19 protein-coding genes are annotated in these 24298 nt (G+C 46.5%); 10 read left to right on the top strand and 9 right to left on the bottom strand.

Going from position 1 to position 24298, the window contains the following annotated elements:
- Window positions 1–72: 72 nt before the first annotated feature.
- The 5 genes from fliJ to fliF are packed head-to-tail and all read right to left on the bottom strand — an operon-like array spanning window position 73 to window position 5272.
- Entirely contained in the window at window positions 73–516 is a 444-nt protein-coding gene (gene fliJ, locus D9597_RS21240; protein ID WP_130224532.1) for a flagellar export protein FliJ, read from the bottom strand.
- 2 nt (window positions 517–518) lie between these two features.
- Window positions 519–1907, bottom strand: a complete 1389-nt coding sequence (fliI, locus tag D9597_RS21235) for a flagellar protein export ATPase FliI (protein ID WP_130224530.1) — start codon at window positions 1905–1907, stop codon at window positions 519–521.
- Window positions 1904–2620 carry a flagellar assembly protein FliH gene (locus D9597_RS21230; RefSeq protein WP_130224528.1) on the bottom strand — a complete coding sequence of 239 codons (717 nt, stop codon included), beginning with the start codon at window positions 2618–2620 and terminating at the stop codon, window positions 1904–1906. The genes fliI and D9597_RS21230 overlap by 4 nt, the downstream gene beginning before the upstream one ends.
- Entirely contained in the window at window positions 2607–3593 is a 987-nt protein-coding gene (gene fliG / locus D9597_RS21225) for a flagellar motor switch protein FliG (protein WP_130224526.1), read from the bottom strand. Before fliG ends, D9597_RS21230 begins: the two co-directional genes overlap by 14 nt.
- Window positions 3590–5272, bottom strand: a complete 1683-nt coding sequence (gene fliF, locus D9597_RS21220) for a flagellar basal-body MS-ring/collar protein FliF (RefSeq protein ID WP_130224524.1) — start codon at window positions 5270–5272, stop codon at window positions 3590–3592. Before fliF ends, fliG begins: the two co-directional genes overlap by 4 nt.
- 301 nt (window positions 5273–5573) lie before the next feature.
- On the opposite strand from fliF, the gene fliE reads away from it, so the two are divergent.
- The 8 genes from fliE (at window position 5574) to D9597_RS21180 (ending at window position 12774) form a co-directional block, all read left to right on the top strand.
- Complete coding sequence (gene fliE, locus D9597_RS21215) at window positions 5574–5909, top strand: flagellar hook-basal body complex protein FliE (RefSeq protein WP_130224522.1); 336 nt, start codon at window positions 5574–5576, stop codon at window positions 5907–5909.
- 186 nt (window positions 5910–6095) lie between these two features.
- Complete coding sequence (locus D9597_RS21210) at window positions 6096–6935, top strand: CheR family methyltransferase (protein ID WP_130224520.1); 840 nt, start codon at window positions 6096–6098, stop codon at window positions 6933–6935.
- 3 nt (window positions 6936–6938) lie between these two features.
- Complete coding sequence (locus D9597_RS21205; protein WP_130224518.1) at window positions 6939–7976, top strand: chemotaxis response regulator protein-glutamate methylesterase; 1038 nt, start codon at window positions 6939–6941, stop codon at window positions 7974–7976.
- 38 nt (window positions 7977–8014) lie between these two features.
- Window positions 8015–8404: a chemotaxis response regulator CheY gene (gene cheY / locus D9597_RS21200; protein ID WP_130209609.1), complete on the top strand. Its 390-nt coding sequence runs from the start codon at window positions 8015–8017 to the stop codon at window positions 8402–8404.
- A 2-nt stretch (window positions 8405–8406) separates the two neighbouring features.
- Window positions 8407–9048 carry a protein phosphatase CheZ gene (gene cheZ, locus D9597_RS21195; protein ID WP_130224516.1) on the top strand — a complete coding sequence of 214 codons (642 nt, stop codon included), beginning with the start codon at window positions 8407–8409 and terminating at the stop codon, window positions 9046–9048.
- A gap of 72 nt (window positions 9049–9120) precedes the next feature.
- Complete coding sequence (gene flhB, locus D9597_RS21190) at window positions 9121–10269, top strand: flagellar biosynthesis protein FlhB (RefSeq protein WP_130224514.1); 1149 nt, start codon at window positions 9121–9123, stop codon at window positions 10267–10269.
- Window positions 10262–12358, top strand: coding sequence for a flagellar biosynthesis protein FlhA (gene flhA, locus D9597_RS21185; RefSeq protein WP_130224512.1), 2097 nt, complete (start codon window positions 10262–10264; stop codon window positions 12356–12358). Before flhB ends, flhA begins: the two co-directional genes overlap by 8 nt.
- Entirely contained in the window at window positions 12358–12774 is a 417-nt protein-coding gene (locus D9597_RS21180) for a flagellar protein FlhE (RefSeq protein ID WP_130224510.1), read from the top strand. Before flhA ends, D9597_RS21180 begins: the two co-directional genes overlap by 1 nt.
- A 68-nt stretch (window positions 12775–12842) precedes the next feature.
- Here the strand turns inward: D9597_RS21180 and D9597_RS21175 are convergent, their stop codons facing one another.
- Both D9597_RS21175 and D9597_RS21170 read right to left on the bottom strand, forming a co-directional pair.
- Window positions 12843–13466 carry a winged helix-turn-helix domain-containing protein gene (locus tag D9597_RS21175; RefSeq protein ID WP_130224508.1) on the bottom strand — a complete coding sequence of 208 codons (624 nt, stop codon included), beginning with the start codon at window positions 13464–13466 and terminating at the stop codon, window positions 12843–12845.
- Window positions 13467–13851: 385 nt separating this feature from the next.
- Window positions 13852–15195 carry a hypothetical protein gene (locus tag D9597_RS21170; protein WP_130224506.1) on the bottom strand — a complete coding sequence of 448 codons (1344 nt, stop codon included), beginning with the start codon at window positions 15193–15195 and terminating at the stop codon, window positions 13852–13854.
- A gap of 1334 nt (window positions 15196–16529) precedes the next feature.
- Between D9597_RS21170 and D9597_RS21165 the strand changes: the two genes are divergently transcribed.
- On the top strand, window positions 16530–18818 hold the full coding sequence (locus D9597_RS21165) for an inverse autotransporter beta domain-containing protein (RefSeq protein ID WP_130224504.1): 2289 nt from the start codon (window positions 16530–16532) through the stop codon (window positions 18816–18818).
- A gap of 75 nt (window positions 18819–18893) precedes the next feature.
- On the top strand, window positions 18894–19607 hold the full coding sequence (locus tag D9597_RS21160) for a ZirU family protein (protein WP_130224502.1): 714 nt from the start codon (window positions 18894–18896) through the stop codon (window positions 19605–19607).
- A 332-nt stretch (window positions 19608–19939) separates the two neighbouring features.
- Here D9597_RS21160 and D9597_RS21155 read toward each other — a convergent pair whose 3' ends face one another.
- Together D9597_RS21155 and D9597_RS21150 are read right to left on the bottom strand one after the other, a co-directional pair.
- Window positions 19940–21718 carry a hypothetical protein gene (locus tag D9597_RS21155; RefSeq protein ID WP_130224500.1) on the bottom strand — a complete coding sequence of 593 codons (1779 nt, stop codon included), beginning with the start codon at window positions 21716–21718 and terminating at the stop codon, window positions 19940–19942.
- Window positions 21719–21741: 23 nt separating this feature from the next.
- Window positions 21742–24135, bottom strand: a complete 2394-nt coding sequence (locus D9597_RS21150; RefSeq protein WP_130224498.1) for a hypothetical protein — start codon at window positions 24133–24135, stop codon at window positions 21742–21744.
- Window positions 24136–24298: the final 163 nt, after the last annotated feature.

Below are 24298 nucleotides of genomic sequence, written 5' to 3'. Positions count from 1 at the left end.
GTATCATTCTGGGGTGCAGAGGGCCCATGCCCCAAATTGCCAGTATTCATAGGTAAAGAAATTACCTGCATTTTATTTTCCCCTCTGGCTGGCGCGGCGGGCAAATTCATCCATCATTTTTTGTTCCTGTCGGTTTTCTTTCAATAGACGCTGGGCTTCGGCCCGGCTTTTTAATGTTTCAAATGCGTTTAACCGCTGACGATCTTTTTGCCAGTCGTTGAGCGAGGCATCGACAATCTGTTGGCTGTTGTTCACCTGGTTTACCTGCTGCAAAACGACCTTTTCCAGCGCACCAATAAAACTTTGCCATGACTGGAGCGTAGACACTGACATTCCCTTATCGGCAATGGTGTTTTGCAGTTGTCGACGATATTCAGATTCGTATGTCTGTAATTGTTGTAAACGGGAGATTTCATTCTCATGCGACTGGCGCGCACGCCCCAGTCGCACCGTGGTGTCATTGAGTTTCTTTTCGGCCAGATCCCGCAAAACATCCATTGGTGCTGACGTTGCCATGATTATTCACCTGCTTCAGGGCCTCTGTTATCCGGGAATAACGCATCGAGCTGGCGACATGAAACATCATATTCCTGGCGTTCATGGATGCCCTGTTGCAGATAGCGCTCCATTTCTGGATATAAGGTAATCGCCTGATCCAGTAAAGGATCGCTGCCTCTGGCATACGCCCCTACGCTGACCAAATCCCGGTTCCGCTGCCACGAGGACAGAAGTTGTTTAAAACGCTGTACCTTTTTAAATTGCGCGGGTGGCGTAATTTCCGTCATCACACGGCTGATAGACGCTTCAATATCGATGGCCGGATAGTGGCCTGATTCCGCCAGTCGGCGTGACAGAACAATATGTCCGTCGAGAATGGCGCGAGCGGAGTCCGCAATCGGGTCCTGCTGATCGTCGCCTTCCGTCAATACGGTATAGAATGCAGTGATTGATCCACCGCCACGGATACCATTCCCGGCTCTCTCCACCAGGGCCGGTAAACGGGCGAAAACAGAAGGCGGATAGCCTTTGGTTGCTGGCGGTTCGCCAATGGCTAACGCTATCTCACGTTGCGCCATCGCATAACGCGTCAGCGAATCCATGATCAGCAACACATTTAATCCACGGTCACGGAAATCTTCCGCAATACGGGTTGCATATACCGCCCCCTGCATACGCAGTACCGGCGATACATCGGCAGGTGCAGCAATAACCACCGAACGCTGTAAGCCATCCTTTCCGAGGATATTTTCAATAAAATCTTTGACTTCACGACCTCGTTCGCCGATGAGTCCCACAACCACCACATCTGCGGTGGTATAGCGCGCCATCATGCCTAACAGGACACTTTTGCCGACCCCGGAACCTGCAAACAGCCCCATGCGCTGGCCTCGCCCCACGGTCAGTAATCCATTGATCGCCCGAACGCCGACATCAAGCACATTGCGAATGGGGTCGCGTTGTAACGGGTTAAACGGAGCGGTAAATAATGTTGCCCGATCGCTATTACTGGGAGGAGGAAGGCCATCCAGTGGTCGCGCACTGGCATCCAGCACACGCCCCAATAATCCAGGCCCAACAGGAAGCTGCTTGCCTTGTGTTAACTTATCACCGCTATCCGGCGCCCAGACTCTGGCGCCAGGCAAGATGCCGTCCACATGTTCCAGCGGCATCAGATACAGCGTTTGCCCACTGAAACCAACAACCTCACTTTCTACACAACGAATACCATCCGGGCCGTCACGTTCAACAATGCACAGCGTTCCGATGGGTAATTTTAGTCCGGTGGCTTCCATCACCAGTCCAGTCGCGCGGATCAGCCTACCGTACTGACGAAAAGCGGGTAACGTCGTCATCCGCGTTTCTTGCTGTTCCAGAGCACCCAGCCAGTTTTTGAGATGCGAAGTCATACACCTTCCCTGTTGCGAACCAGTTGACACAATGACTGCCAGCGGGTTTCCAGCGATGCATCCAGTTCCCCTTCTTCCGTACTGATCCGACAACCGCCGGGGAGAAGATGGGGATCAGCACACAATTCCCAGTCATAGGATGAGAGCAACGTCTCAAGCTGCTGGCGAACCTCTTCTGGTTCTTCCGCGCTGATGGTCAGGCGAAATTTACCTTTCAGTAAGCGATCTTCATTGAGTAGCGTGCGAATGTGATTCATCAGGCCGGTATGCATTTTATCCGTAACACCCTGCTCGCCCAGCAGAGTACGCACCGCCATCAGCGCCAGTTGCACCAGGCGGGCGGGGATGACGCTGTCCATGTTTTCAACCGAGATCTGAAAACTTTCCATAACGCGGGAAAACTGCGAAGTTAACAAAGCCTGTTGAGCATGAACTTCCGCTAATCCCTGGTTAATGCCTTCCGTTTTTCCCTGCTGTAATCCTTCTTCATAGCCGCGACGACGTCCCTCTTCCTCGCCTTTTACCAGACCCTGCGTAAAACCTTTTTGCCCTTCCTGTTGGCGAACACGGGCAAGCTCTGCCTGCCGGTCCGGGTCAGACATTGGATCTACATCTGCGTGGTTTTCAGACTCCAGATTTGGCCATGAAGAACTGCCCTGCCCGAGCAGATCATCAGGCCGCCAGGGTTTCCAGGTTGTCTCAGACGTAGACATCCTCACCTCCACCAATCACCATCTCTCCGGCTTCCACCAGACGACGTACCACCAACAGAATGGATTTCTGTTCTGCTTCGACCTGAGTCATACGTACCGGACCACGTGAATTGAGATCATCACGCATAATTTCGGCCTGGCGTTTGGACATGTTGCTGAAGAATTTCTCACGCAGTACCTGATCGGATCCTTTCAACGCAACCAACAGAGACTCGCCATCGACATCCTGCAACAGGCGCTGGATGCTGCGGTCGTCCATATCCACCAGATTTTCGAACAGGAACATCTCATCAATGATTTTTTGCGCCAGTTCAGGATCAAATTCGCGGAATGCAGTAAGCGCCGCTTCTTCCTGCTGAGTTTTCATCAGGTTGAGAATTTCAGCCGCCGGACGAACACCGCCCATATTGTTGCGCTTCAGTGACTGACCGTGGAGCAGATTGTTCAGGACATCCGTCAGTTCTTGCAGTGCCACCGGCTGGACGCCGTTAAAGGTGGCAATACGCAACATAATGTCGTTACGTTCGCGTTCTTCGAATTTCGCCAGTACGTTTGCTGCCTGAGCGCGTTTCAGATGCACCAGAATGGTTGCAATAATCTGCGGATGCTCTTCCCGAATCAGGTCATAAACCATATACGGCTCCATCAGACCCAACGTCTCGATACCGTTGTTTTCACTATGGGCATCCAGCAAATTATCCAGCAAGGCTTCGGCCTGGGATTCACCCAGCGCTTTCACCAGAACATTACGTAAATACTCATCCGCATTGATGCTGATGGACGCATACTCTTCTGAATCGCGTTTGAATTCACTCAACACCTGGGCAATCTGCTCATGGGTATAAGAGTGAATGCTGACAATGGCGCTGCTTATCTGTGCCACCTCCTGAGGACTGAGATGGCGGAAGACGTCGGCTGCCCGGTCATCGCCGAGCGTTAGCATAATAATGGCGCTTCGCATGGCGGCATTCATGATGGTTTCTGCTCCTTATTCATCCACTGGCGAATAACCAGTGCAATAATCTGCGGTGCCTCATCGGCCATTTCACGCAGTTGCTGAGTAGTAAGCTCGGTATCCATGCGCTGTTGCGCCCTGGCAAGTTCGCTGTGTTCTTTTTTCTGCCGCTGTGCCGTTGCTTCGGCCTGACGTGCTTCTTTTTCCATCTCGAGACGCTGGAGCAGCATTTCCTGATGTTTCACCCAGAATGGCCATACGGCTTTACGCCACAGCATCCAGGCAACCAGAGCGACTAAAAGGTAACGCAGTACGGTAAGAACTAACTGAATAACATCCTGCTGTTGCCACAGTGGAAGAGCGATGTCTTTATCTGACTGGCTAAATGGTGTGTTAACCACATTTACCGAATCCCCACGGGAAGCGGTATAGCCCATTGCCTCTTTAACCAGATCGTTAATTTGCTTCATCTGCGCTGGCGTCAGAGCCGCCGGTTCTCCGGCCTTTCCTGGCAGATAATTGACAACAACCGCGACCGATAAACGTTCCACATTACCCGTGTTACGGGTGATATGTTTTAGCGTTCTGTCCAGCTCGTAATTGGTAATGTCGTCATGGTTCTGACTGTAGGGTTGTAGCTTTGGACTGACCGCCTGAGAAGCCGGGCGGATAGCGCTATCTTTAGCACCGCGCGCTGGCGTTGAGGTGGTAACCGGAGCGCTGGCTGCCGTAGGCGGTAGATTACTTAACGCGCCAGGTACACCGCCAACGCTGCTTTTCCCGCCTTGCTCATCATGAACAACGTGGCGACTGCGGATGGACATCTTGTCTGGCGACGTGTTGGGAGCATATTCTTCAACAGTTTGCTCATTCTGCGTGAAATCAACTTGTGCCGTAACTTGTGTGCGAACGTTGGCGCTGCCGACAACGGGCGTCAGAATGGCCTGAATACGGTTTTGATAGTCATCTTCAACTTCGCGGATATATTTAAGCTGTGTTGTCTGGGTATTGTGAGTGTCACTGCCGGAAAGCAAATGGCCAGACTGATCCACAATGGTGACATGAGCGGCATCAAGGCCAGAAACCGCGCTGGCTATCATGTAACTGATGGCGTTGACCTGGCCTTCATCCAGTGTTCTGCCATTTTGTAAAGTAAGAGTCACTGAAGCGGTCGGCGCTTTTTGTTCGCGGACAAACAGTGACGGTTTCGGTATTGCCAGGTGGATACGGGCGCTCTGTACTGGCCCCAGCGTCTCAATAGTGCGAGCCAGTTCTCCTTCAAGCGCACGCTGGAAATTAACCTGCTCGTTAAACTGGCTAATACCAAATTTTTCCTGGTCGAGCAGTTCAAATCCTACAGAGCCACCTTTCGGCAATCCCTGCTGCGCGAGTTTAAGTCGGACCTCATAAACCTGGTCTTCCGGGATCATGATGGCGCCGTTATGATCGGCAAAGCGATAAGGAACCTGCATCTGGCTAAGCTGAGTAACAATCGCTCCGCCGTCCTGTTCGCTAATATTACTGTAGAGAACGCGATAAACTGGCCCTTGCATCCAGAATAGCAAGGCGACAACAATTGAAATTGCCGCCGCCGCTGCGATCATAAAAATAATTCTGGGATTTGCCCGAATTCGTTCCAGTAGTGCCTTAAAATCAAAGGGACTATTTTTTTTATTACCCTGGGTTGTGGCATTCATGCCATATTCCTGTAAAGTTAAATGGTACGACTTCAACGCAGGTGTCATATTGCAGATGCAGATGAACAAACTGGTGATGAGTATTATTCGCGACAATTTTTCATTTCAGAAAATTTGCCAGATAAGAATTATCGCCTGAAACTGCCCTAAACCTAATCTGCAATAAGAACAGGTTTGTGCTGACTTTTCCCACAATGCTGCTGAACTTCCGCCATGATAAAGTACGCCTAAATTAAACAGAACTGATAAGACATTAGTATCAACTATCTGTTGTTAAGCGTCAGTAAGGTGAAATAACGATATGTCCCTAAATACAATCAATGGGGTAGTAAATCAGATTCAGCGTCAGGCAGGCCAGGTTTCTGCAATGCAGAATCAGCTTACTCCGACAGGAACAAATGACACAGAAAATAAAACACAATTTTCTGATGTATTATTTAACAGCCTCAATAATATCAGCCAGCTCCAGAATCAGGCCAAACAAGGCTCTGAAGACTATCTGGCAGGCGTGCCGGGGGTTGGCTTAAATGATGTTATGGTTTCGATGCAGAAGTCATCTGTAGCACTTAACCTTGGTGTTCAGGTACGCAATAAAATGGTTAGCGCGTATCAGGACATCATGAATATGGGTGTCTGATTGTCGATTTTTCGGTTTAGTCACTCCGTTAATCCTGATTGTTATTTTCTGTTTTCCCGTATCACCTGATCACCGCCTGGCGGTGTTTATGATCGGGTGATATGCATTGAAATCCTGAGCGCATGTTGAAAATAACTCTCAATTCCCCGCTAAAGGCGGAAACACTGAGAAATAAAATTCCGCAATATGGCTAATCACACTGAATTCCCCGCGCAAGGTCTGAACACTCTCACGGATAAGGATTTAACACGCGTCAGCGAGTTAATTTACCGTAGGGCAGGTATTGTCCTGAATGGCCAAAAGAAAGATATGGTTTATAATCGTTTATCCCGCCGAATCACTCAGCTAGGGATGAACAGTTTCAGCGAGTATATGGCGCTGCTTGAAAGCAGTTCAGAGGCGCCGGAATGGCAGGCATTTGTCAACTCGCTGACCACTAACCTGACATCTTTTTTTCGTGAAGCGTACCATTTCCCTATTCTTGCAGAACATGCGCGGAGTCGACGCGGTATGTATAACGTCTGGTGCGCTGCGGCATCCACCGGCGAAGAACCGCTGTCAATTGCAATGACGCTGGAAGAAACATTGGGTCGTAGTATTACGGGGCCTCGTATACTGGCAACCGATATTGATACCGATGTTCTGCGTCATGCCAAAAAAGGAATTTATCAATTATCCGATTTAGCTAGTCTGAATGAAAAACAGAAAAAAGACTGGTTTTTACGGGGAACCGGAAATCACGGAGATAAAGTAAAAGTAAAAAGAGAGCTGTTGTCGTCGATTCATTACCAACAGCTTAATCTCGTGGATCCGCAGTGGGATATTCCTGCACCTTTTGATGCTATTTTTTGTCGCAACGTAATGATTTATTTTGACAGGAATACACAGAATATTCTTATGCGCCGTTTTGCAGAAATACTGAAACCAGGTGGAATTTTGTTTGCAGGTCATTCAGAACATTTTAATACCGCAAATAGTCATTTCCGCCTGCGCGGCCAATCTGTTTACTGCCTGGCAAAGGAGTAACAAATGAAAAAGATAAAAGTGTTGTGCGTGGACGATTCGGCGTTAATCCGCAACATCATGACGCGAATTGTTAATCAACAACCGGATATGGAAATGGTCGCCACGGCGCATGACCCCATCATGGCCCGTGATTTGATTAAACAACATAACCCGGATGTGCTGACGCTGGATGTTGAAATGCCGCGCATGGATGGTCTGGATTTTCTTGAGCGCTTAATGCGTCTGCGCCCAATGCCGGTATTAATGCTTTCGTCACTGACCAGCAAAGGATCAGATATCACTCTCGCGGCGCTGGAACTGGGAGCGGTAGATTTTATTACTAAACCTCAGCAAGGACTTCAGGAAGGCATGGAAAAATACAGCGATATGATCGCCGACAAAATTCGTATCGCGGCGAGCGTTCGTACTTTCCAGAAAAGAACGGTTCCCCCAGTAATTCGCGCACCGCTTATTGGCAGTGAAAAAATTATTGCCATTGGCGCATCGACCGGTGGTACGGAAGCATTAAGCCATGTCCTGTTGCCAATGCCTCCGACATGTCCGGGGATCGTCATTGCACAACATATGCCGCCAGGTTTTACCCGTTCTTTTGCCCAGAGACTTGATAAAGCCTGCCTGCTGTCAGTAAAGGAAGCAGAGCATGATGACCGCGTGCTGCCGGGTCATGCTTATATTGCACCAGGTGGCAGACATATGGAGTTGGTACGTAGCGGGGCTAACTACCATATCAAACTTAGCGACACGCCGCCTGTTAACCGCCATCGTCCGTCGGTAGATACGCTGTTTGAATCCGTTGCCCGCGTCGCAGGACGAAATGCCGTCGGGGTGATCCTGACCGGGATGGGTAACGATGGTGCGAAAGGCCTGCTGGCGATGCGTAACACTGGCGCCCGAACTCTCGCCCAGAGCGAACGCTCATGTGTGGTATTCGGTATGCCCCGTGAAGCACTGGCATTAGAGGCAGTAACAGAAGTCGCCGACCTGGATGAAATGAGCCAACAAATTCTCAATAACATAACCGGGCAGTCTCGCCGTATTTAACAGCCTGTTTCGTACTTAGAAACATTTCAGGATATACCATGACAGATAAGAATTTACGTTTCCTCGTTGTTGATGACTTTGCCACCATGCGTCGCATTGTCCGCAATCTCCTTAAAGATCTCGGCTTCAACAATGTTGACGAAGCGGAAGATGGTCATGACGCACTGACGCGTTTGAAAAAAGAACCATTCGATTTTGTCATTAGTGACTGGAACATGCCGAACATGGACGGTTTGCAGCTATTGAATGAAATTCGCCAGGATAGCGCGCTTAAAGCGCTGCCTGTGCTGATGGTTACCGCAGAAGCGAAGAAAGAAAACATTATCGCGGCAGCGCAGGCCGGTGCCAGCGGTTATGTGGTTAAACCTTTTACCGCAGCCACTCTTGAAGAAAAGCTGAACAAAATCTTTGAGAAGCTCGGGGGATAATCATGACCGCGTCTGCGCAACTGCCACCAAAGAATCACGATCCAGACGTCTTTACCCGTATTGGTAATATCACACGGATGCTAAGGGATAGTCTGGTCAGTCTTGGCCTTGAGCGAACCATCATGGATGCGGCTGAAGCGATCCCTGATGCCCGCGAACGCCTGAATTATGTGGCAAAGAAAACATCGCAGGCTGCGGAGCGTGTTCTGAGCTGTGTAGAAGAAACAAGACCAATGCAGGACTATATCACCAGCGAAGCTGAGCAGTTAACGCAACGCTGGGATGCCTGGTTTGATGCGCCTGTTGAACTGCCTGAAGCGCGTGAGTTGGTAAAGGATACCCGACATTACCTGAAACAGGCGACCAGTCTGGCTGGCAAAACTAATAATCAACTCATGGAAATCATGATGGCGCAGGACTTTCAGGATCTGACCGGTCAGGTTATCCAGCGCATGATGACCATTATTGAAGTTGTCGAAAAAGAGTTGATCCGGGTTCTCGTAGAGAACATTCCTGAAGAGACTGTACCGACGAAAGAAGTCGCTAATTCATTAATCAATGGTCCGCAAATCGATAACACCCAGGCAGGTGTGATGACATCCCAGGGCCAGGTTGATGACCTTCTCCAGAGTCTCGGCTTTTAATCTATGTAATGTCATTTCCTCTGATAACCAGGGCTTTAATGGCTATCAGAGGAAATAAATCCAGGCAGGCGTATGTCAGAAGAAAGCGATCAGGAAAAAACAGAAGAACCCACAGCTCACCGAAAAGAAGAAGCTCGGAAAAAAGGGCAGATTCCTCGTTCCAGAGAACTCACCTCCCTGCTGATTCTGTTAGCAGGCTGGTCGCTGATGACGGGTAGCGGAGAAAACCTTGCCCGCACGTTATTACAGTTATTGCATTCCGGGTTAACCCTCAACAGAAATCAAATTGAGGACCCGTTAAGCATGATTCACCAGCTTTACGACATGCTGGTCATGATGATTCAGGCATTGATGCCCTTTCTGCTTGGGCTGTTTGTCGTGGGGATTGCCTCGCCATTACTGATTGGTGGGCTTCACCTGGGCGGTGGCCTGAAAGTAGATTTAAAACGCTTAAATCCACTTTCAGGAATGAAACGGATGGTTTCAGGGCAAATGGTCGCTGAATTATTAAAAGGATGTCTGAAAGTTACTTTAGTAGGAACAGGCTGCACTTTGTATCTTATTAATAATAAAGAGCATTTCATCCAGTTAGTGAGTGCTCCACTGCCTGAAGCGATTGGCCGCGCGATGGACCTGATTCTGCACTGCCTGATGATGGTACTACTGTGCATTATCCCGATGGTTGGCTATGACATTTTTAACCAGATCTTCAGCAACCTGAAAAAGCTGCGTATGACCCGCCAGGAAATACGCGATGAATTTAAACAGCAGGAAGGCGATCCGCACATCAAGAACAGAATCAAGCAGATGCAGCGCGCTATCGCCAGAAACCGCATGATGTCCGATGTGCCTGAAGCTGATGTGATTGTCAATAACCCAACGCACTACTCCGTCGCCCTGTCATACAAAGAAAACAGTATGAGCGCACCCATCGTGCTGGCCAAAGGCGCAGGGGAAGTCGCACTGCGCATCAGAGAGCTGGGGAAAGAACATAAGATCCCGATGCTGGAAGCGCCACCGCTGGCGCGTGCGCTTTACCGACACAGCGAGATTGGCAGACCGATCCCAACAGAACTTTATAGCGCGGTGGCTGAAGTGCTCGCGTGGGTCTACAGCCTGCGTCGCTGGCGCCACACCGGCGAAACCAAACCCGTACCACCCCGGAACCTTCCTGTACCGGAAAAACTGGATTTTAACCACGAGATGAATACCGATGTCTGATATCGCCACTAAATTACGTTTACCACAGTTGAAAGATACCCAGTGGCGAATACTGGCCGGCCCGGTGCTGATCATGATGATCCTCGCCATGATGGTCCTGCCGCTCCCGGCGTTTCTTCTGGACACCCTGTTTACGTTCAATATCGTCCTTTCATTGATGATCCTGCTCGTATCCATGTTCACCAAAAACACGCTGGAGTTCTCGGCATTCCCGACGGTCCTCCTGTTTGCCACCTTGCTTCGACTGGCGCTGAACATTGCCTCGACGCGTATCATCCTGATGGAAGGCCACACCGGCGCTGCGGCGGCGGGTCGCGTCGTGGAAGCGTTTGGTCATTTTCTGGTAGGCGGTAACTTCGCTATCGGCATCGTGGTGTTTGCGATTCTGATCATCATTAACTTTATGGTTATCACCAAAGGTGCCGGACGTATTGCCGAAGTGGGCGCTCGCTTCGTTCTCGACGGGATGCCAGGTAAGCAGATGGCCATTGATGCAGACCTTAACGCCGGTCTGATCGGTGAAGCCGAAGCCAAGCGCCGTCGTAACGAAGTGACCCAGGAATCCGACTTTTACGGCTCAATGGACGGTGCCAGTAAGTTCGTGCGCGGCGATGCCATCGCGGGCCTGATGATTATGGCCATTAACATTATCGGCGGCCTCGCTATCGGTGTTCTGCAACACGGCATGGCGATCGGACAAGCCGGTGAAACGTATACCCTGTTAACCATTGGCGACGGTCTGGTTTCCCAGATCCCTGCCCTGATAATCTCCACCGCTGCCGGTGTTATTGTGACGCGCGTAGCGACCGAACAGGATGTCGGGGAGCAAATGGTGGGACAGTTGTTCCACAATCCTCAGGTGATGCTGCTGGCGGCGGGCGTAATCGGTCTGCTTGGCCTAATTCCTGGAATGCCTAATCTGGTATTTCTGCTCTTTACCGCTGCACTGCTGGGGTTAGCCTGGTGGTTACGCGGTCGTCAGGAGAATAACCAGTCGGCCAGCAAAGAAGATAAAACGCGTGACGAAATCCACGCTGAAGCCGCTCACGCCACAGCCGAAGCCTCCTGGGCAGACGTACAGATTGAGGACGTACTGGGACTGGAAGTGGGCTACCGTTTAATTCCGCTGGTTGATAGCGATCAAAACGGTCAGCTACTGACGCGTATCCGTGGCCTGCGTAAAAACTTTGCGCATGAAATGGGGTTTCTCCCGCCGTCGGTGCACATCTGTGACAACCTGAGTCTCGAACCAGGCAGTTATCGGATCCTGCTGAAAGGCGTGGAAATTGGCCATGGCACGATTCATCCTGAACGCTGGATGGCGATTAACCCAGGCTGCGCCGAAGGTGAGCTGGACGGTACGCCGTGTAAAGATCCGGCATTTGGTTTCCCGGCATGGTGGATTGATGAAGTGCAGCGTGAGCAGGCTCAGGTACAGGGTTATACCGTGGTTGACCCGGCCTCCGTGGTGGCAACGCATCTGAACCATCTGATTACCCAGCACACTGGCGAACTGTTTGGCCGCAATGAAGCCCAACTGCTGCTCGATCGCCTTGAAAAAGATATGCCACGACTGGTAGATGGCTTGATTCCTGGCGTGATCTCTTTAACGCTGTTCCATAAAGTGCTGCAAAATCTCCTGGTGGAACAAGTTTCTATCCGTGATATGCGCACTATTATCGATACGATGGCTGAATTTGCGCCGACAATCACCGATCCTGATGATTTAACCGCTCAAATCCGTAGCCGCCTCGGTCGGGCAATTACCCAACATTGGTTCCGTAATAATAAAGATATCGACGTGATTGGCCTCGACAGTAACCTTGAGAAGATTCTCCTGCAGGCGATCCAGAATAACAGCATCATTGAACCGGGTATTGCCGACAACCTGATTCGCCAGACAGAACAGGCAATCCTTGAGCAAAACGCGCGTAATATTCCGCCGGTACTGCTTGTCGCGCCGCCGCTCAGAACCATGCTTTCCCGTTTTCTGCGCCGGATTTACCCACAGTTGGTGGTGTTGTCCACGCAGGAAATTGCACACGACCGAATTTTACATATGTCGACCTGTATCGGCGGACAAAAATAATGAAAGCCATTAAGACAGCACTTCTGTTGCTGACGCTCCATTCATCATTGTGCCTGGCTTCCGCAGGAAGCTGGAGCCAACAGAGCAGCGGCGGCACGCTGACGACTGGGGAAGAATTACTGGTTGGGCGTGTCATTCACGCCCCCACCGCCGTACCGCGTAACGCGCCAGTGAAATATATTGCGTGGAAAATAAACCTTCTCACTCCTGCGCCGCAGGGACTGGAGATTAATTTATGCAGTACGACCTGGTGTCAGCCCCTGCCTGCTCTCGCCGGTCATTTAGCACCTGTCCGCCATTTATCGGCGGGAGGCGTTTTTCACTTTATTTACAACGTGCGCTATAAAGGGCAGTTAATACCGGCCATGACGGTGGTGAAAAACCAATTAACGATTGGCTACGACTCACAATCATGAGAGTGAAGATGTAAATTTGCGTGGCAATAACCCACCGTCAAACACGTCGATGGGTATGCATAGTCAAATTATCCTCTCAGCGGAAAATCATTATTAAGCGCAGAGATTAACTCTTTCAGAAAATCACATTGGTTGCAGTTGCGTTTTGTTTTCGACGCTGCGTAATAGACCGCATCTGAAGCCGCAAATTCATAACCAGCTAATGTGCGTTTTTCTTCCATTAACTGTACAGCGTGGCAGGATGTATGATATTCACTATTTTTAGTGGTGTCTGATACTGTGGTGTTAACGTCTATGACGAATCTGTATCCTTTGCCGTAAACAGTTTCAATAAAGATATTTTCTTTGTTCTGACCAAGAGCATTACGAATACGATAAATGCTTCGGGTCAGGGACTCGTCACTCACCGCAGAAGACCAGACATCATTAATAATTTTATGTTTACTGACTACACGTTTTGCATTCGCTAATAAAACCTTAAGCACGCCAGCTTCTTTAGGCGGCAGATAGACTTCCTCCGCTCCGCAACACAAAAAACCATCATCTGTAAAAGAGAAATCACCAAACTGAAAAGTGGCATGACGTTCTTGTGCATTAATCATATTCACCATAGCTCCCTTATGTGAATCATTGTAGAGATGGGTATCCCCACGGTTAGTTCTGTTCTGCGCTTTCACAATCGGGTCGTTCATTCTTTGTCTGCCGAACCCTGAAAGTCGCCGCACCTCACTTGCATCACTGAACTTTATGACAGAATTATCCAATTTTGATGTGATATTATTTTAAATCACAAAATTAAGATGTAATTGATTGTTTTAAAACGATTATTTGTTTAATCGCGTACAAATACACATCTGTTCAAGAGGGGGGCAGGGATTCGAAACGATAAATTACGCTGCATTCTGGTTTCGTCGCAACAAGTGACATGAATGATAACGACTGAAATGCATGAGAGGAAAGACAAAGTTCTGAAACACGATTCAGTTTAATATTAACCGAAACATATATTTTACACTTGCCGGTTTAATTGAAAGAAATGACCGCATAAGCGGTCACTCAAAAATAGAATAATTAATATTAACGACATAAAACATCAGTTGGCACAGACACACCACCTACTCGTGTTGGTGGCGACTGTGCCCATTCCCCTTGAATTATTTCAACAAAGGAATACTTGCCGGAACCTCTTGGATAACCATAAGCACCGTCGAGCGTATTATTCTTATAGGTAACCCCAGCCCAAAGCGCTCCTTCATGTAACCCCTGGTAACCCCAAGCGAGCGCAGCATTTCTTTGCAGGCCCTCGTGAGAACCTGCGGCTATTGCATCCGCTGAAGATTTACAAACGGATTCAATACCACCATATGATGATACGGGTACATTAGAAAACTTAATATAACTCATAAAATGAAATGATTGAGATGTTTGTACAATGTTCGTCTTTTTATCAGTAAATTTCATTGAACCTTCTATACCGACACCGGGTTTATTAGTAACCTGAATTTCCGTACTTGTTGCATCTAATTCTATTTTTTGTTTGCCTGCAGGGGTCACACCTTCAACTATCCAACGATTAGTATCCAGTTTTTTTCCATTTGTGCTTGCGAAACCCACGGTACTGTTAATCGGTAAAAAAGCGCCATATTGACTAATTCCAGACCAGTCTCTGGCTGTATTATTTACTTTATCGTACAGCTCGACTATCGGTGTAACCTTGACTTTTATCTGGGGTAAAACCTTAACATTATTCACGGTTATTACAGATTTCGCGTCATTATCCTCCGCAGCATCAACGACTTTATCCGGGTGCACAATAACGGTCGTTTGACCACTACTGTCCGTAGTCCCCGGGGTTGTTTTTGCAGAATAGCCTGGCTTAATATCAACTATCGCATTACTGACCGGTTCGCCGAGGCTATTGATCAACTTCACGCTGCATTCAATATCTGTATCGGCCAGCCCAACACAATCTGGCAATGATGACTTTGTACTGCTGATTACGCTGTAGGTATCAACAGACGCGGAGGCAACCGCATCGCCCTCAAAGGGAATAGTATTATTACTGTCTGTCCGCACAGTAACTTGCGCTCGCAGTACATGACCTTCACTTGGTGAAGAGGGTGTGTATTGGGTCGTGGTCTGTCCTGGAATATCCTTCCACTGCCCGGGAGTCGTTTCCACCTGCCACTGATACGTCGTTCCTGACAGTGAATTATCTTCAGTATCCCCATCGGGATCGCTGAATTTGGGATCCAGCGTTAATGTATCCCCCAGGGTAAGCACAGGTGTAGCCACGGGTTTATGTCCAGTAATCACCAGTGTTTGCGCTTGTACTGTCGCCGCATAAACGGGTATTGAGGTTGTCAGGGCAACCGCGGCAAGCACCGACAGTGCCAATATTTGCCGTGTATTAATAATCATCGATAATCTTTTCATTGCACTACATCAACGTAGAAAAGGTGTATGAACATTACTGTCCACATCTCTTGTAGCAGAGTAGTTTCGGATAATCCCAGGTGATTACTTAGCTTCTCTTGATACTTTACAAAGCCAGGTCAGGCACAAAATAAGTTATCGTATTGTACAACAGGTGAGAATAAAGCTAATGCTGCGATATGAGCACATAAAGAAATGCTACTCCCTGTTTAGAGATTATCAATAACAGCAAATTCGTTTAATTGCCCTGGCGTAAGAAAACATTCGTTTTACGACAGAAACAATAGAAGTTGAAGAATAAAAAATGGGATAATAACAAATCTAACAACCAGGATATTTATTAAGCCAATGAAAATTATGTTGATAAAACAACTCATTATAAAAAGGATATATCAGCATTCCTGGTTTGGTTGCCAGAAGAAAACATAAAACACAACCTATAAATATATTAACTTCAGACATAAAAGCTAAAAATGTACCACATGAAGCATTATCGCAATTATGTCTGTTCCATCACGAGAAAGCGTATGATATGCAAACCAGACATTTTGACGAACAAAATGTGATGTAGCTCTATTTCATAGCAGGACTTTTAAAATGAATATCTATGTCTGAAATTTCACCTATGTTTATTAAAATGTGCTTATCATCGTTACTCCTGATAGTCACTCTGGTCTGGACTCTCGTTTCGGCTCCGGCATGAAACGAGACGATTTGCTGAATCTCTTTCATCATATTCTCTAGTGCTTCATGATCGTTCATAGCATCACCTCACAGATTACTTAGGTTGTTTAATAAAACATCGGCCCAAAGCAGATTTAGATAAGCCAGAAAGTGCTGACATATCCAAAACGTGTTGGCGTTAATCCATAGGTTCGCTTTCCCTGTCGCACAGGATAAATGGTGATATAGCAGGTGATTTAATAGGATTTTAACCAAACATTCTGTTATCAGAGAACATTCGCTTTTTGGTCATCGTTATAAAAAACCTTGCGAGCATTATTTTTCTTCTCTCTAAAAAAGATAACACATCATATTACCTCCCCCTTCAACTGAATCTGCAAGCGCATGCTGATTTATAACTCCCGGATGAATCTTTAAGTTATACAACACCAAAAACACACCACTGTACTAATTACAACACTGACGCCACATTAACAAAAAGTTACATCAATGCAAGAATAACCATCTGTTCATGGCATTTATTCAGAATTTAACTTAATGAGTTCCGCCTATAAAATAATAAATACATTTATTCTATTATCCATAATTACCAAACCTAAATTATTTATTAACTTAAAACTACTGATCTCGAGAATATGTACAACACCAGCAAAATTATGAACCCCAGTTTTGTTATTAAAAGTCTAACGGTCGTGCTCACCTCGATTTGCCAGGTCATGTTTCCGGCGATTGCCGGAGACGATATCGCTTCGCTCGCAGATCAAAAAAGCACGCCTTACGAGACACAACGAGACAGTTCTCGAGTGGATTCAGATGCTGAAAATAATGATGAAAAACAACAAGAAAATGCTGAACTAACTCAGTTAGCCGCTTTCGCTTCTCAGACTGGAGATTTGCTTTCTGGCCATACCAATAGCGACATGGCAAAAGCGATGGCCAAAGGCTTTGTGCTGGGTAAGGCAAATCAAAGCGCCGCTGAATGGCTGCAACATTACGGAACAGCACAAATAGAAATCAGCGCCGACGATAACTTATCGCTAAAAGACTCCTCTTTTATATTGCTTCATCCGTGGTACGACGTACCGAACAACCTGCTGTTTACTCAAAGCGGCGTCCACCGTGTGGACGGGCGAGGGATTGTGAACCAGGGCATTGGTTATCGCCACTTCAACCAGCAAACGATGTATGGCCTCAATACCTTTATCGATTACGATTTATCTGGTGATCATGCCCGGGCGGGGATTGGCGCCGAATACTGGCGTAATTTTGTTAAATTCTCTGCCAATGGCTACATCGGGCTAACCGGATGGAAAGCATCCCCGGATGTTGAAGATTATGAAGAACGTCCTGCTAATGGTTGGGATTTACGCCTGGAAGGATACCTTCCCGCTCTCCCGCAACTGGGGACCAGGCTAACGTATGAGCAGTATTTCGGTCGGGAAGTCGCGCTGTTTGGCAAAGAAAACCGGCAGAAAAACCCCCGGGCTCTGACTGTCGGCGTAAATTTCACACCATTTCCGTTGCTGACATTAAGCGCGGAACATCGCACTGGCGAGAGTGGGAAACATGACACTCAGCTAAAAGCGGATGTGAACTGGCGCATTGGCACCCCGCTTCGCCAGCAATTAAATACCGATGCGGTAGAAGGCATCCGTACTCTGAATGGCAGTCGCTATGATCTTGTTAATCGTAATAACGACATCGTTCTTGAGTACCGCAAACAGAACGTTATCAAATTACATCTCCCTGAACGAGTAACAGGAAAATCAAAACAGGTCATTCCATTATTACTTGAGGTGAAGGCGAAACATGGTTTGCAAGATGTTGAATGGGATGACGCCTCATTTTTAGCCGCTGGCGGTAAGTTAATCGGTCAGGGAGTTCGCTGGCAGATGGTGTTGCCGGAATGGAAAGATGACGCGATCAATGCATGGGGAATCTCCGCTATTGCGCATGATACCCGTGGTAATGCATCGCAACCCGCCGAAATGCAGGTTGTTCTTACGCCACCGATAGTAAGTAAGAAATATTCCAGTCTTAGCATCGCCGTGGCGCATCTGCTGGCAGATACAAAAACACAAACCACTTTGACAATTTCTCTACTGGATAATGAGAAAAAACCGATAAGCGGCAAAGCAGAGCAGATAATTCTCAATGGTGCATTTACTCCAATCAACTCGCTGGTAGACGGTATGGCTTTGGCGAAAGGAACCGTCACATCAAAAACTCAGGCTCCGGTTTTGCCACAACTGGGAAAACTCAAAGAGTCTGGTAATGGCATTTACACAACAACGGTAACTGCCGGTGAAAACGCAGGAAAATTTACTATTACTGCAAGTCTGGAAGATACAACGCTGGCATCCGCTGACATCATTTTTACGGATACCTCAGCCACACTTGAGCAAAGTACGCTTACTGCTGACAAGTCAACGTTTTCTGTCGGAGGCACTGACAAGTCGACTCTGACCCTTACCTTGCAAAACAGAAGAGGCCAGCCAATTAGCAACGAAAAAGAACGCATAACATTCTTTATTGCTGACAGTACTGTAGATACATCGAAATATTCCTTCGATACCGTTCAGGAAAGCAGCCCTGGACATTACACCACAACATTTACTGGTCTTCTGGAAAACCCAAAGTTACCTGTTGGCGTCAACATTAATGGCAAGGATACCGGCAAACGCCTGATCTTTAACCTTATAGCGGCTCCTGTCGCAACGGTTTCTGGTGTGCCTGTAGTGGGAAATACGCTGACAATAACAATGCCTTGCAGTACGGACTGCAATGCGTTGAGTTACCAATGGCAGAGAGAAGATCAAGCAGGTAGTAATAATTATGTCGATATTCCAGGTGCCACGACGATGACATATGTTCCTTCCGCCGCAGATCAAAAACGAAAAGTACGGGTACAAATTAGCAAATGACCTACTGCTGAATCAGAAAGTCATTACCCCATATCTTTATTGGGTGTTTGTTATTAAATGATAAGACAAGAGAATATGAAACTAAGCTTGAAAAAAAAGACTGCCGCCAGCATTACAATGGGCTTTTTACTCAGTATGAGTGTTAATGCCGTCGCAGCAATAATCACCTCTTCCGCAACGGCGCCCATTACCGGTCATGAGCCAACGTTGACTGCAGGTGAGATTACTTTTGAAGATACAAATACGAACGGTATTCTTGACCATGGAGATGTCGTAAAAATCGATCCTGGTCATGACTTTGTATTTGCCGATGTTGATGGAGATAAACCCGATACAACGACTCCCCGAGTCTATAGCTGGAAGATTGGTTCTACTGAAGTGGCGGCGACCGAAACTTACACTATTCAGGACAAAGATTTAGGACAAACAATTACACTATTTGTTACTCCACAAACTGACAAAAATATTACTGAACCATTCCAGGGAAAACCTGTTCAGGCTTTAGTAAACGGAACCGCAGGTGGACTACAGATTTCTGGAAGCGACGATGTCATTAAAGTGGTAATTAGCGGCGGCACCGGTGTTTCTGGCTCCCCCGTCGTTAATGACACTCTGACAGCAACACCAACCTGTACAAAAGCGTGCGGTGTATTGAACTACCAGTGGCAGGTCGAGGACTCTGCAAATAGCGGTAATTATGTTGATATAACAGGCGCGACAAACAGCACCTGGAAAGTCACTAAAGAGACTCAGAAACGAAAAGTTCAGGTAGTTGTATCTAATCCTTAATTCCCTTGTAAAGCCAGAAAACCACCATACCACTCGGTATTGGTGGTTTTCTGACAAACTTAGGCTATTTCCCTATGTTGTGTAAAATAATAATGAATAGACTGCCTTATGATTCATCAATCTGTTATTTTGCTACATTTATCGCTTGTACTGTACACGCTGAATTACCACATTTATCCCAGTGAGGATGCACAACATAAGCACACCCTGCCAATGAAGATAATATGCCGCCAATGATTAATAATTTATACTTTGACATATTAATACCAAAACACTATTGTAATAAAATATAAATATGGGTACCAGCATTATTACTGGTATCCATTTTGGACTTACATTACTGTATCGATATAAAGAATTAGTGTAGAAGACACAGCTTCAATGTTCCCTTCAGTCTCATACCAGATAATTAATTTGCTACTGACTGTGCCTAAAGGATCACTGTTGCAATTACAAAGATCTTCATACATAACCTCAACCTGTAGGTAACCTAGCGTAACATCTGCTGGCGTAATTTCGTAGGAGTGAAGCAACCGACTGGGTAAATTTGAATAAATATAATTATCATCATCGTAATACGATAATTCAATTTTAGAATTAATAACATCTCCTGCAGTAAGGTTTCCAGCAACCGGAATACGATAGTACATATGCTCACCAGGCAGGCCGTTGCCAATACGATGCTTATTTATGATCCCTCCTGATACCATTTCCGTGCCACTAACATCAATAAAGGTTGGTGATTTTAACGTTCCTTTTTTCGGCGGCGTCACTGGAACTGCCTTCGTGACAATAAGTCTTTTATGTTCAGAGAGCCCTACGTTGCCACTACGTTCAGCAACAATGTATGAAAGCCTGTTTTTGGCTTTATTTACGTTATCCTGAACGAGTAACGCTGTGGTATCAAACTCAAAAGGATAAATTGTTTTCTGCGGTTTTGAAGGAACCTCATAACGCCCCAAAAAGGTTCGATTACCAATAACTTCTGTTCCCATAAGATCAACATAAGTTGGCTCATTAAACACAAGAATAGTATCGTTTATGAAACCGCCATAATCAAGTTCGGATTCCGCATCCTCCAGAGATTTGAAATGCAAATTCACTTTCTGTTGGTCTTCATCAAGAACATCACCATCAGTATTTTCAAAGTACATTGAATATCCCATATACTCTGGTGTAAGGCCTTCAATAAATAGTCCTTTAGAGTCAGAAGTATCAATATCCTGGGAACCTGAACTTACTGTCATCACCAGGAAACCGGCATCTTTAGCACAGGGATAAATACGGAACTTTGCCACGCCAGTTTGCGATACTGAATCATTTTCAAGGTTAATAACAAAACCATCAAGTTTACTCGAAGATAAATTACTAACATAATGATATTGCATATCAGGATATGATTTAGCTACCCCCTGATTAGTATCAGACATCATAAAAAATACGTTTTCGAATACCGCCTGTGCCATACTTACAGGTCGCAGATACAGTTGGATATCCTGGTGTTTTTCATCGCCAGGATATTTCTTTAAATTACGTTTATACGTTACCGTACCTGTAATACAGGTGACACCAGACAGATTTGAATAACTATCATTAAGAGTTTCGGGGGCATTCAAATCAATAACCTGAGTGTTATCAAAAGAGATAGTAATCTCATCATCGAGATCAGTATTTGACTCCAGTACATAATATTGGCAGTTACATGTTACTGGCGCACCTGCTCCCTGGGCTTGTACAGTAAATGTCAAGTCGATCGCGTTATCGCCCAGAGCGACCTTGCTAGTTACCTTGAACGAATACTTGTACATATAAGCTTTGCCACCATCAGTATCCGTAAATTCTCCCTGACCTTGTAGGTCTGCAGAAATATTGTTGCTCACCACATCCAGTTTTGTTGCGTTAGGATCCAGGGCAGTTTCTCCGGTCTGGTATTTATAATAAAATTCCAGATAAACAGTCTGCCCTCGCACTATCCCTTTCTGGGAAGGGAAGCTGCATGTTAATGCTCCTGGAGTGAGGGCGTTAACATGAGAAGTCACCGGATGAACATCTCTGAGATATTGTTCAGATTTAAACTTCTCTACAGATTTAATTTTTCGCATATTTAACATGACATCACCTTTAACTTTATTAATTACATTGTTATATCAATGAATACTTCTCGCAGATAAGAGTATTCCTGCTTATTCTGGCAGAAGTATTCCATTCTCAGCGTGCTCTGATCCACGCCCTGCGGCGGCATATCACAGCCCGCCAGATCTTCTGCGGAAATAATATCCGTCAGATAGCCCTGGTTGATATCAGCCTCTGTCACTGTGTAGAGCTGATTTAATTTCAACAGCGGGTTACTGTTTTCCATTTCCTGCGTCTGTTTATTCCACGCGTGCAGATATGCCGTGGCCATTATCTGGTCGCCCGCCACCAGGTGTTTTTGCCCGCCGGATAACGGAATGCGGTATTCCAGCCCCTGATAACCGATTTCATTGCGCCCGAGCAGGACATCATCTTCATCAATCACCGCGCCGTCTTTACAAACAAATTCCGGCGCCCGGTATGTCCGCTTCACCCCTTCCGGTACGGCGGGCTGCTCCTGCGGAATTTCAAATTTGATATCCTGCAGACGAAGGTAATTCACTCCCTTGTGCAGATAAGCGTTTTCAACAAGACAGGCGTGGATGTAATAGGTCTTTCCGGCCTCAAAGTTAGATTCGGTAAAATACAGGGCGATATCGGGCGCGCCACCATCGGCTTTAAGCGGGATCTGCGTTTTTCCCAGCAACATCAACGGGGTGTAGTGGTTCTTTTTCTGTATCTCTTTTCCGGCAAACAGATAGACTGCACCGCCCAGCAGATCGTGCGCCTTGACCGCCTCCCAGTTAGAAAGCAGCGGAAATGTCGCCAGGGCATAGCTGTCATCACCCGGACGGGCCTGAGGGTTCTGTCCTTCCGTCACGCTGACAGCTGGAACACTCGCGGTTTCCCAGGCACTGTTGATAAAAAAGTTCGCGGTGTTAATCATCGTCCCGACGCCATAAATCCCGGCGCTAAACGCGGTAAGCAGCGTGCGGTTTGCCCGGGGCTGCACGTTAATGACAGCGCTCCCCTGGTCGTCCAGCATGACGTAAAAATAATCACCACTGATTCTGTCCACCGCACAGGGGACAATTTCACTGAACGACTCGTCGCTGATGATGGCGTCTTCGGTAATGCGGGTCACGAGGGGATAAAAACAGGCCTGGGTGTTTCTCAGTCCCGGTACGGTCAGCCGCCAGGTCATGGTGGGACGTGAGGATAACGGTCGCGAACTGTCATTACTGTAATCAATTAACGCGGATGTATCAGCGGCAAAAGTGACGTCAACATCGATATCGGCATCCCAGGCCACATTCCAGTTCACCGTTTCAGAGGCTACCGGAACTCCGGTATTATTAAGGCAGCAGGAAACCGTCCACGACAGCCGGTCGCCTTTCTTCAGGCTGTCATCCACAGTCAGTAAGCAGCCGCCATATAAGGTATTCCCGTCCTTCCACCAGGAAATCTCAGGAGGATAAAAAGCCCCCCGGTTTAATTTAAATGGACATTCGGTTCCGGAAAAAACTTCACCGGCTTTCAGTGCATACTGGAAAGTGGCATAAACCGTCTGCCCCGGAAAGATATTGCTGTTGTTTTGCGGGATGATTATAATTTTGGATTGGGGTTGAGAATTAACTTCCCGACAACGTAACGGTGAAGATAAAAAACCAGATGTATTAGCTCCATAGGCCCAGACGGCTCGATTATTAATTTCACTCTCAGTAAATGGCATTTTGGCTCGATTATTTTTATCTACCGGAACCCCGACCAAATCTTTATCCTCATATATGTAATCGGCATCTTCACGAAAACCAAAATACACTTTTTTACTTAACTGTGGGTACTCAAGATCATAAACTGATGGAGAGTAAATTACTGTATCAGTAATATCTCTATAGTTACCTGTAGAATTATTCACCACTGGATAGTCATCCAGAGACGAAAGATTTAGTGGGTCAAAAGTATCATCAACATTTATTACAGCTCGAACATCAACATCATCAACTATAAAAATCAATTCAACTACTGCATAAGTATATGGCCCATCTGTATTACTTTTAGTTTGATTGTTCCCTTTTTTTATCAGACAAGGGAGCAAGCCAGCGAGATATTCACCATTACTGTCAATATTTACATTAGTCCAGACACCAACCTCAGGGTTACTTTTCTTTAAATCTCCAGAGTAGTCTATTACTGATTCAAAACCGTTATAATCAGAGACTGTATGAAATGTAATAGCATCTACGCGTAGCTTTATTTGTTTTCCAGAGACGGGATTACCATATTTGTCATTTATCTTAAGAAGATAATAAATATGATATTTTTCGATATCCCCCAGAACCTCCAGTTCAGCATTGTCGAAGTATACTCCTCCTCTATAAACACCTTTACGCATGCTTAATGTCACTGTTAGTCCATCATACGTAGTTTTTTTTTCATATACTGTTGAAGTCATATCAAAACCTTGAACCCTTTCTTCTCTGATAGATTCAACAAGATTAATAAAAATCAAAATAAACAAAAAACCATAAAACAGTTATAATTAACAGCAATAAGCATTACAGGCTATCGTTTAAATTAATTATCAAAAATATAATAAAAAAATACCCCATATAAAC

The sequence above is a fragment of the Escherichia sp. E13S3 genome (assembly GCF_004212325.1).
Classification (GTDB): domain Bacteria; phylum Pseudomonadota; class Gammaproteobacteria; order Enterobacterales; family Enterobacteriaceae; genus Escherichia.
The sequence above is the reverse complement of the archived record's forward strand: the minus strand, read 5'-3'. Positions and strand labels throughout refer to the sequence as shown.

Excerpts from the sequence above, each read along its gene's own strand:
- fliJ (WP_130224532.1), bottom strand. The coding sequence starts at position 516 with ATGGCAACGTCAGCACCAATGGATGTTTTGCGGGATCTGGCCGAAAAG.
- fliI (WP_130224530.1), bottom strand. The coding sequence starts at position 1,907 with ATGACTTCGCATCTCAAAAACTGGCTGGGTGCTCTGGAACAGCAAGAA.
- D9597_RS21230 (WP_130224528.1), bottom strand. The coding sequence starts at position 2,620 with ATGTCTACGTCTGAGACAACCTGGAAACCCTGGCGGCCTGATGATCTG.
- fliG (WP_130224526.1), bottom strand. The coding sequence starts at position 3,593 with ATGAATGCCGCCATGCGAAGCGCCATTATTATGCTAACGCTCGGCGAT.
- fliF (WP_130224524.1), bottom strand. The coding sequence starts at position 5,272 with ATGAATGCCACAACCCAGGGTAATAAAAAAAATAGTCCCTTTGATTTT.
- fliE (WP_130224522.1), top strand. The coding sequence starts at position 5,574 with ATGTCCCTAAATACAATCAATGGGGTAGTAAATCAGATTCAGCGTCAG.
- D9597_RS21210 (WP_130224520.1), top strand. The coding sequence starts at position 6,096 with ATGGCTAATCACACTGAATTCCCCGCGCAAGGTCTGAACACTCTCACG.
- D9597_RS21205 (WP_130224518.1), top strand. The coding sequence starts at position 6,939 with ATGAAAAAGATAAAAGTGTTGTGCGTGGACGATTCGGCGTTAATCCGC.
- cheY (WP_130209609.1), top strand. The coding sequence starts at position 8,015 with ATGACAGATAAGAATTTACGTTTCCTCGTTGTTGATGACTTTGCCACC.
- cheZ (WP_130224516.1), top strand. The coding sequence starts at position 8,407 with ATGACCGCGTCTGCGCAACTGCCACCAAAGAATCACGATCCAGACGTC.
- flhB (WP_130224514.1), top strand. The coding sequence starts at position 9,121 with ATGTCAGAAGAAAGCGATCAGGAAAAAACAGAAGAACCCACAGCTCAC.
- flhA (WP_130224512.1), top strand. The coding sequence starts at position 10,262 with ATGTCTGATATCGCCACTAAATTACGTTTACCACAGTTGAAAGATACC.
- D9597_RS21180 (WP_130224510.1), top strand. The coding sequence starts at position 12,358 with ATGAAAGCCATTAAGACAGCACTTCTGTTGCTGACGCTCCATTCATCA.
- D9597_RS21175 (WP_130224508.1), bottom strand. The coding sequence starts at position 13,466 with ATGAACGACCCGATTGTGAAAGCGCAGAACAGAACTAACCGTGGGGAT.
- D9597_RS21170 (WP_130224506.1), bottom strand. The coding sequence starts at position 15,195 with ATGATTATTAATACACGGCAAATATTGGCACTGTCGGTGCTTGCCGCG.
- D9597_RS21165 (WP_130224504.1), top strand. The coding sequence starts at position 16,530 with ATGTACAACACCAGCAAAATTATGAACCCCAGTTTTGTTATTAAAAGT.
- D9597_RS21160 (WP_130224502.1), top strand. The coding sequence starts at position 18,894 with ATGAAACTAAGCTTGAAAAAAAAGACTGCCGCCAGCATTACAATGGGC.
- D9597_RS21155 (WP_130224500.1), bottom strand. The coding sequence starts at position 21,718 with ATGTTAAATATGCGAAAAATTAAATCTGTAGAGAAGTTTAAATCTGAA.
- D9597_RS21150 (WP_130224498.1), bottom strand. The coding sequence starts at position 24,135 with ATGACTTCAACAGTATATGAAAAAAAAACTACGTATGATGGACTAACA.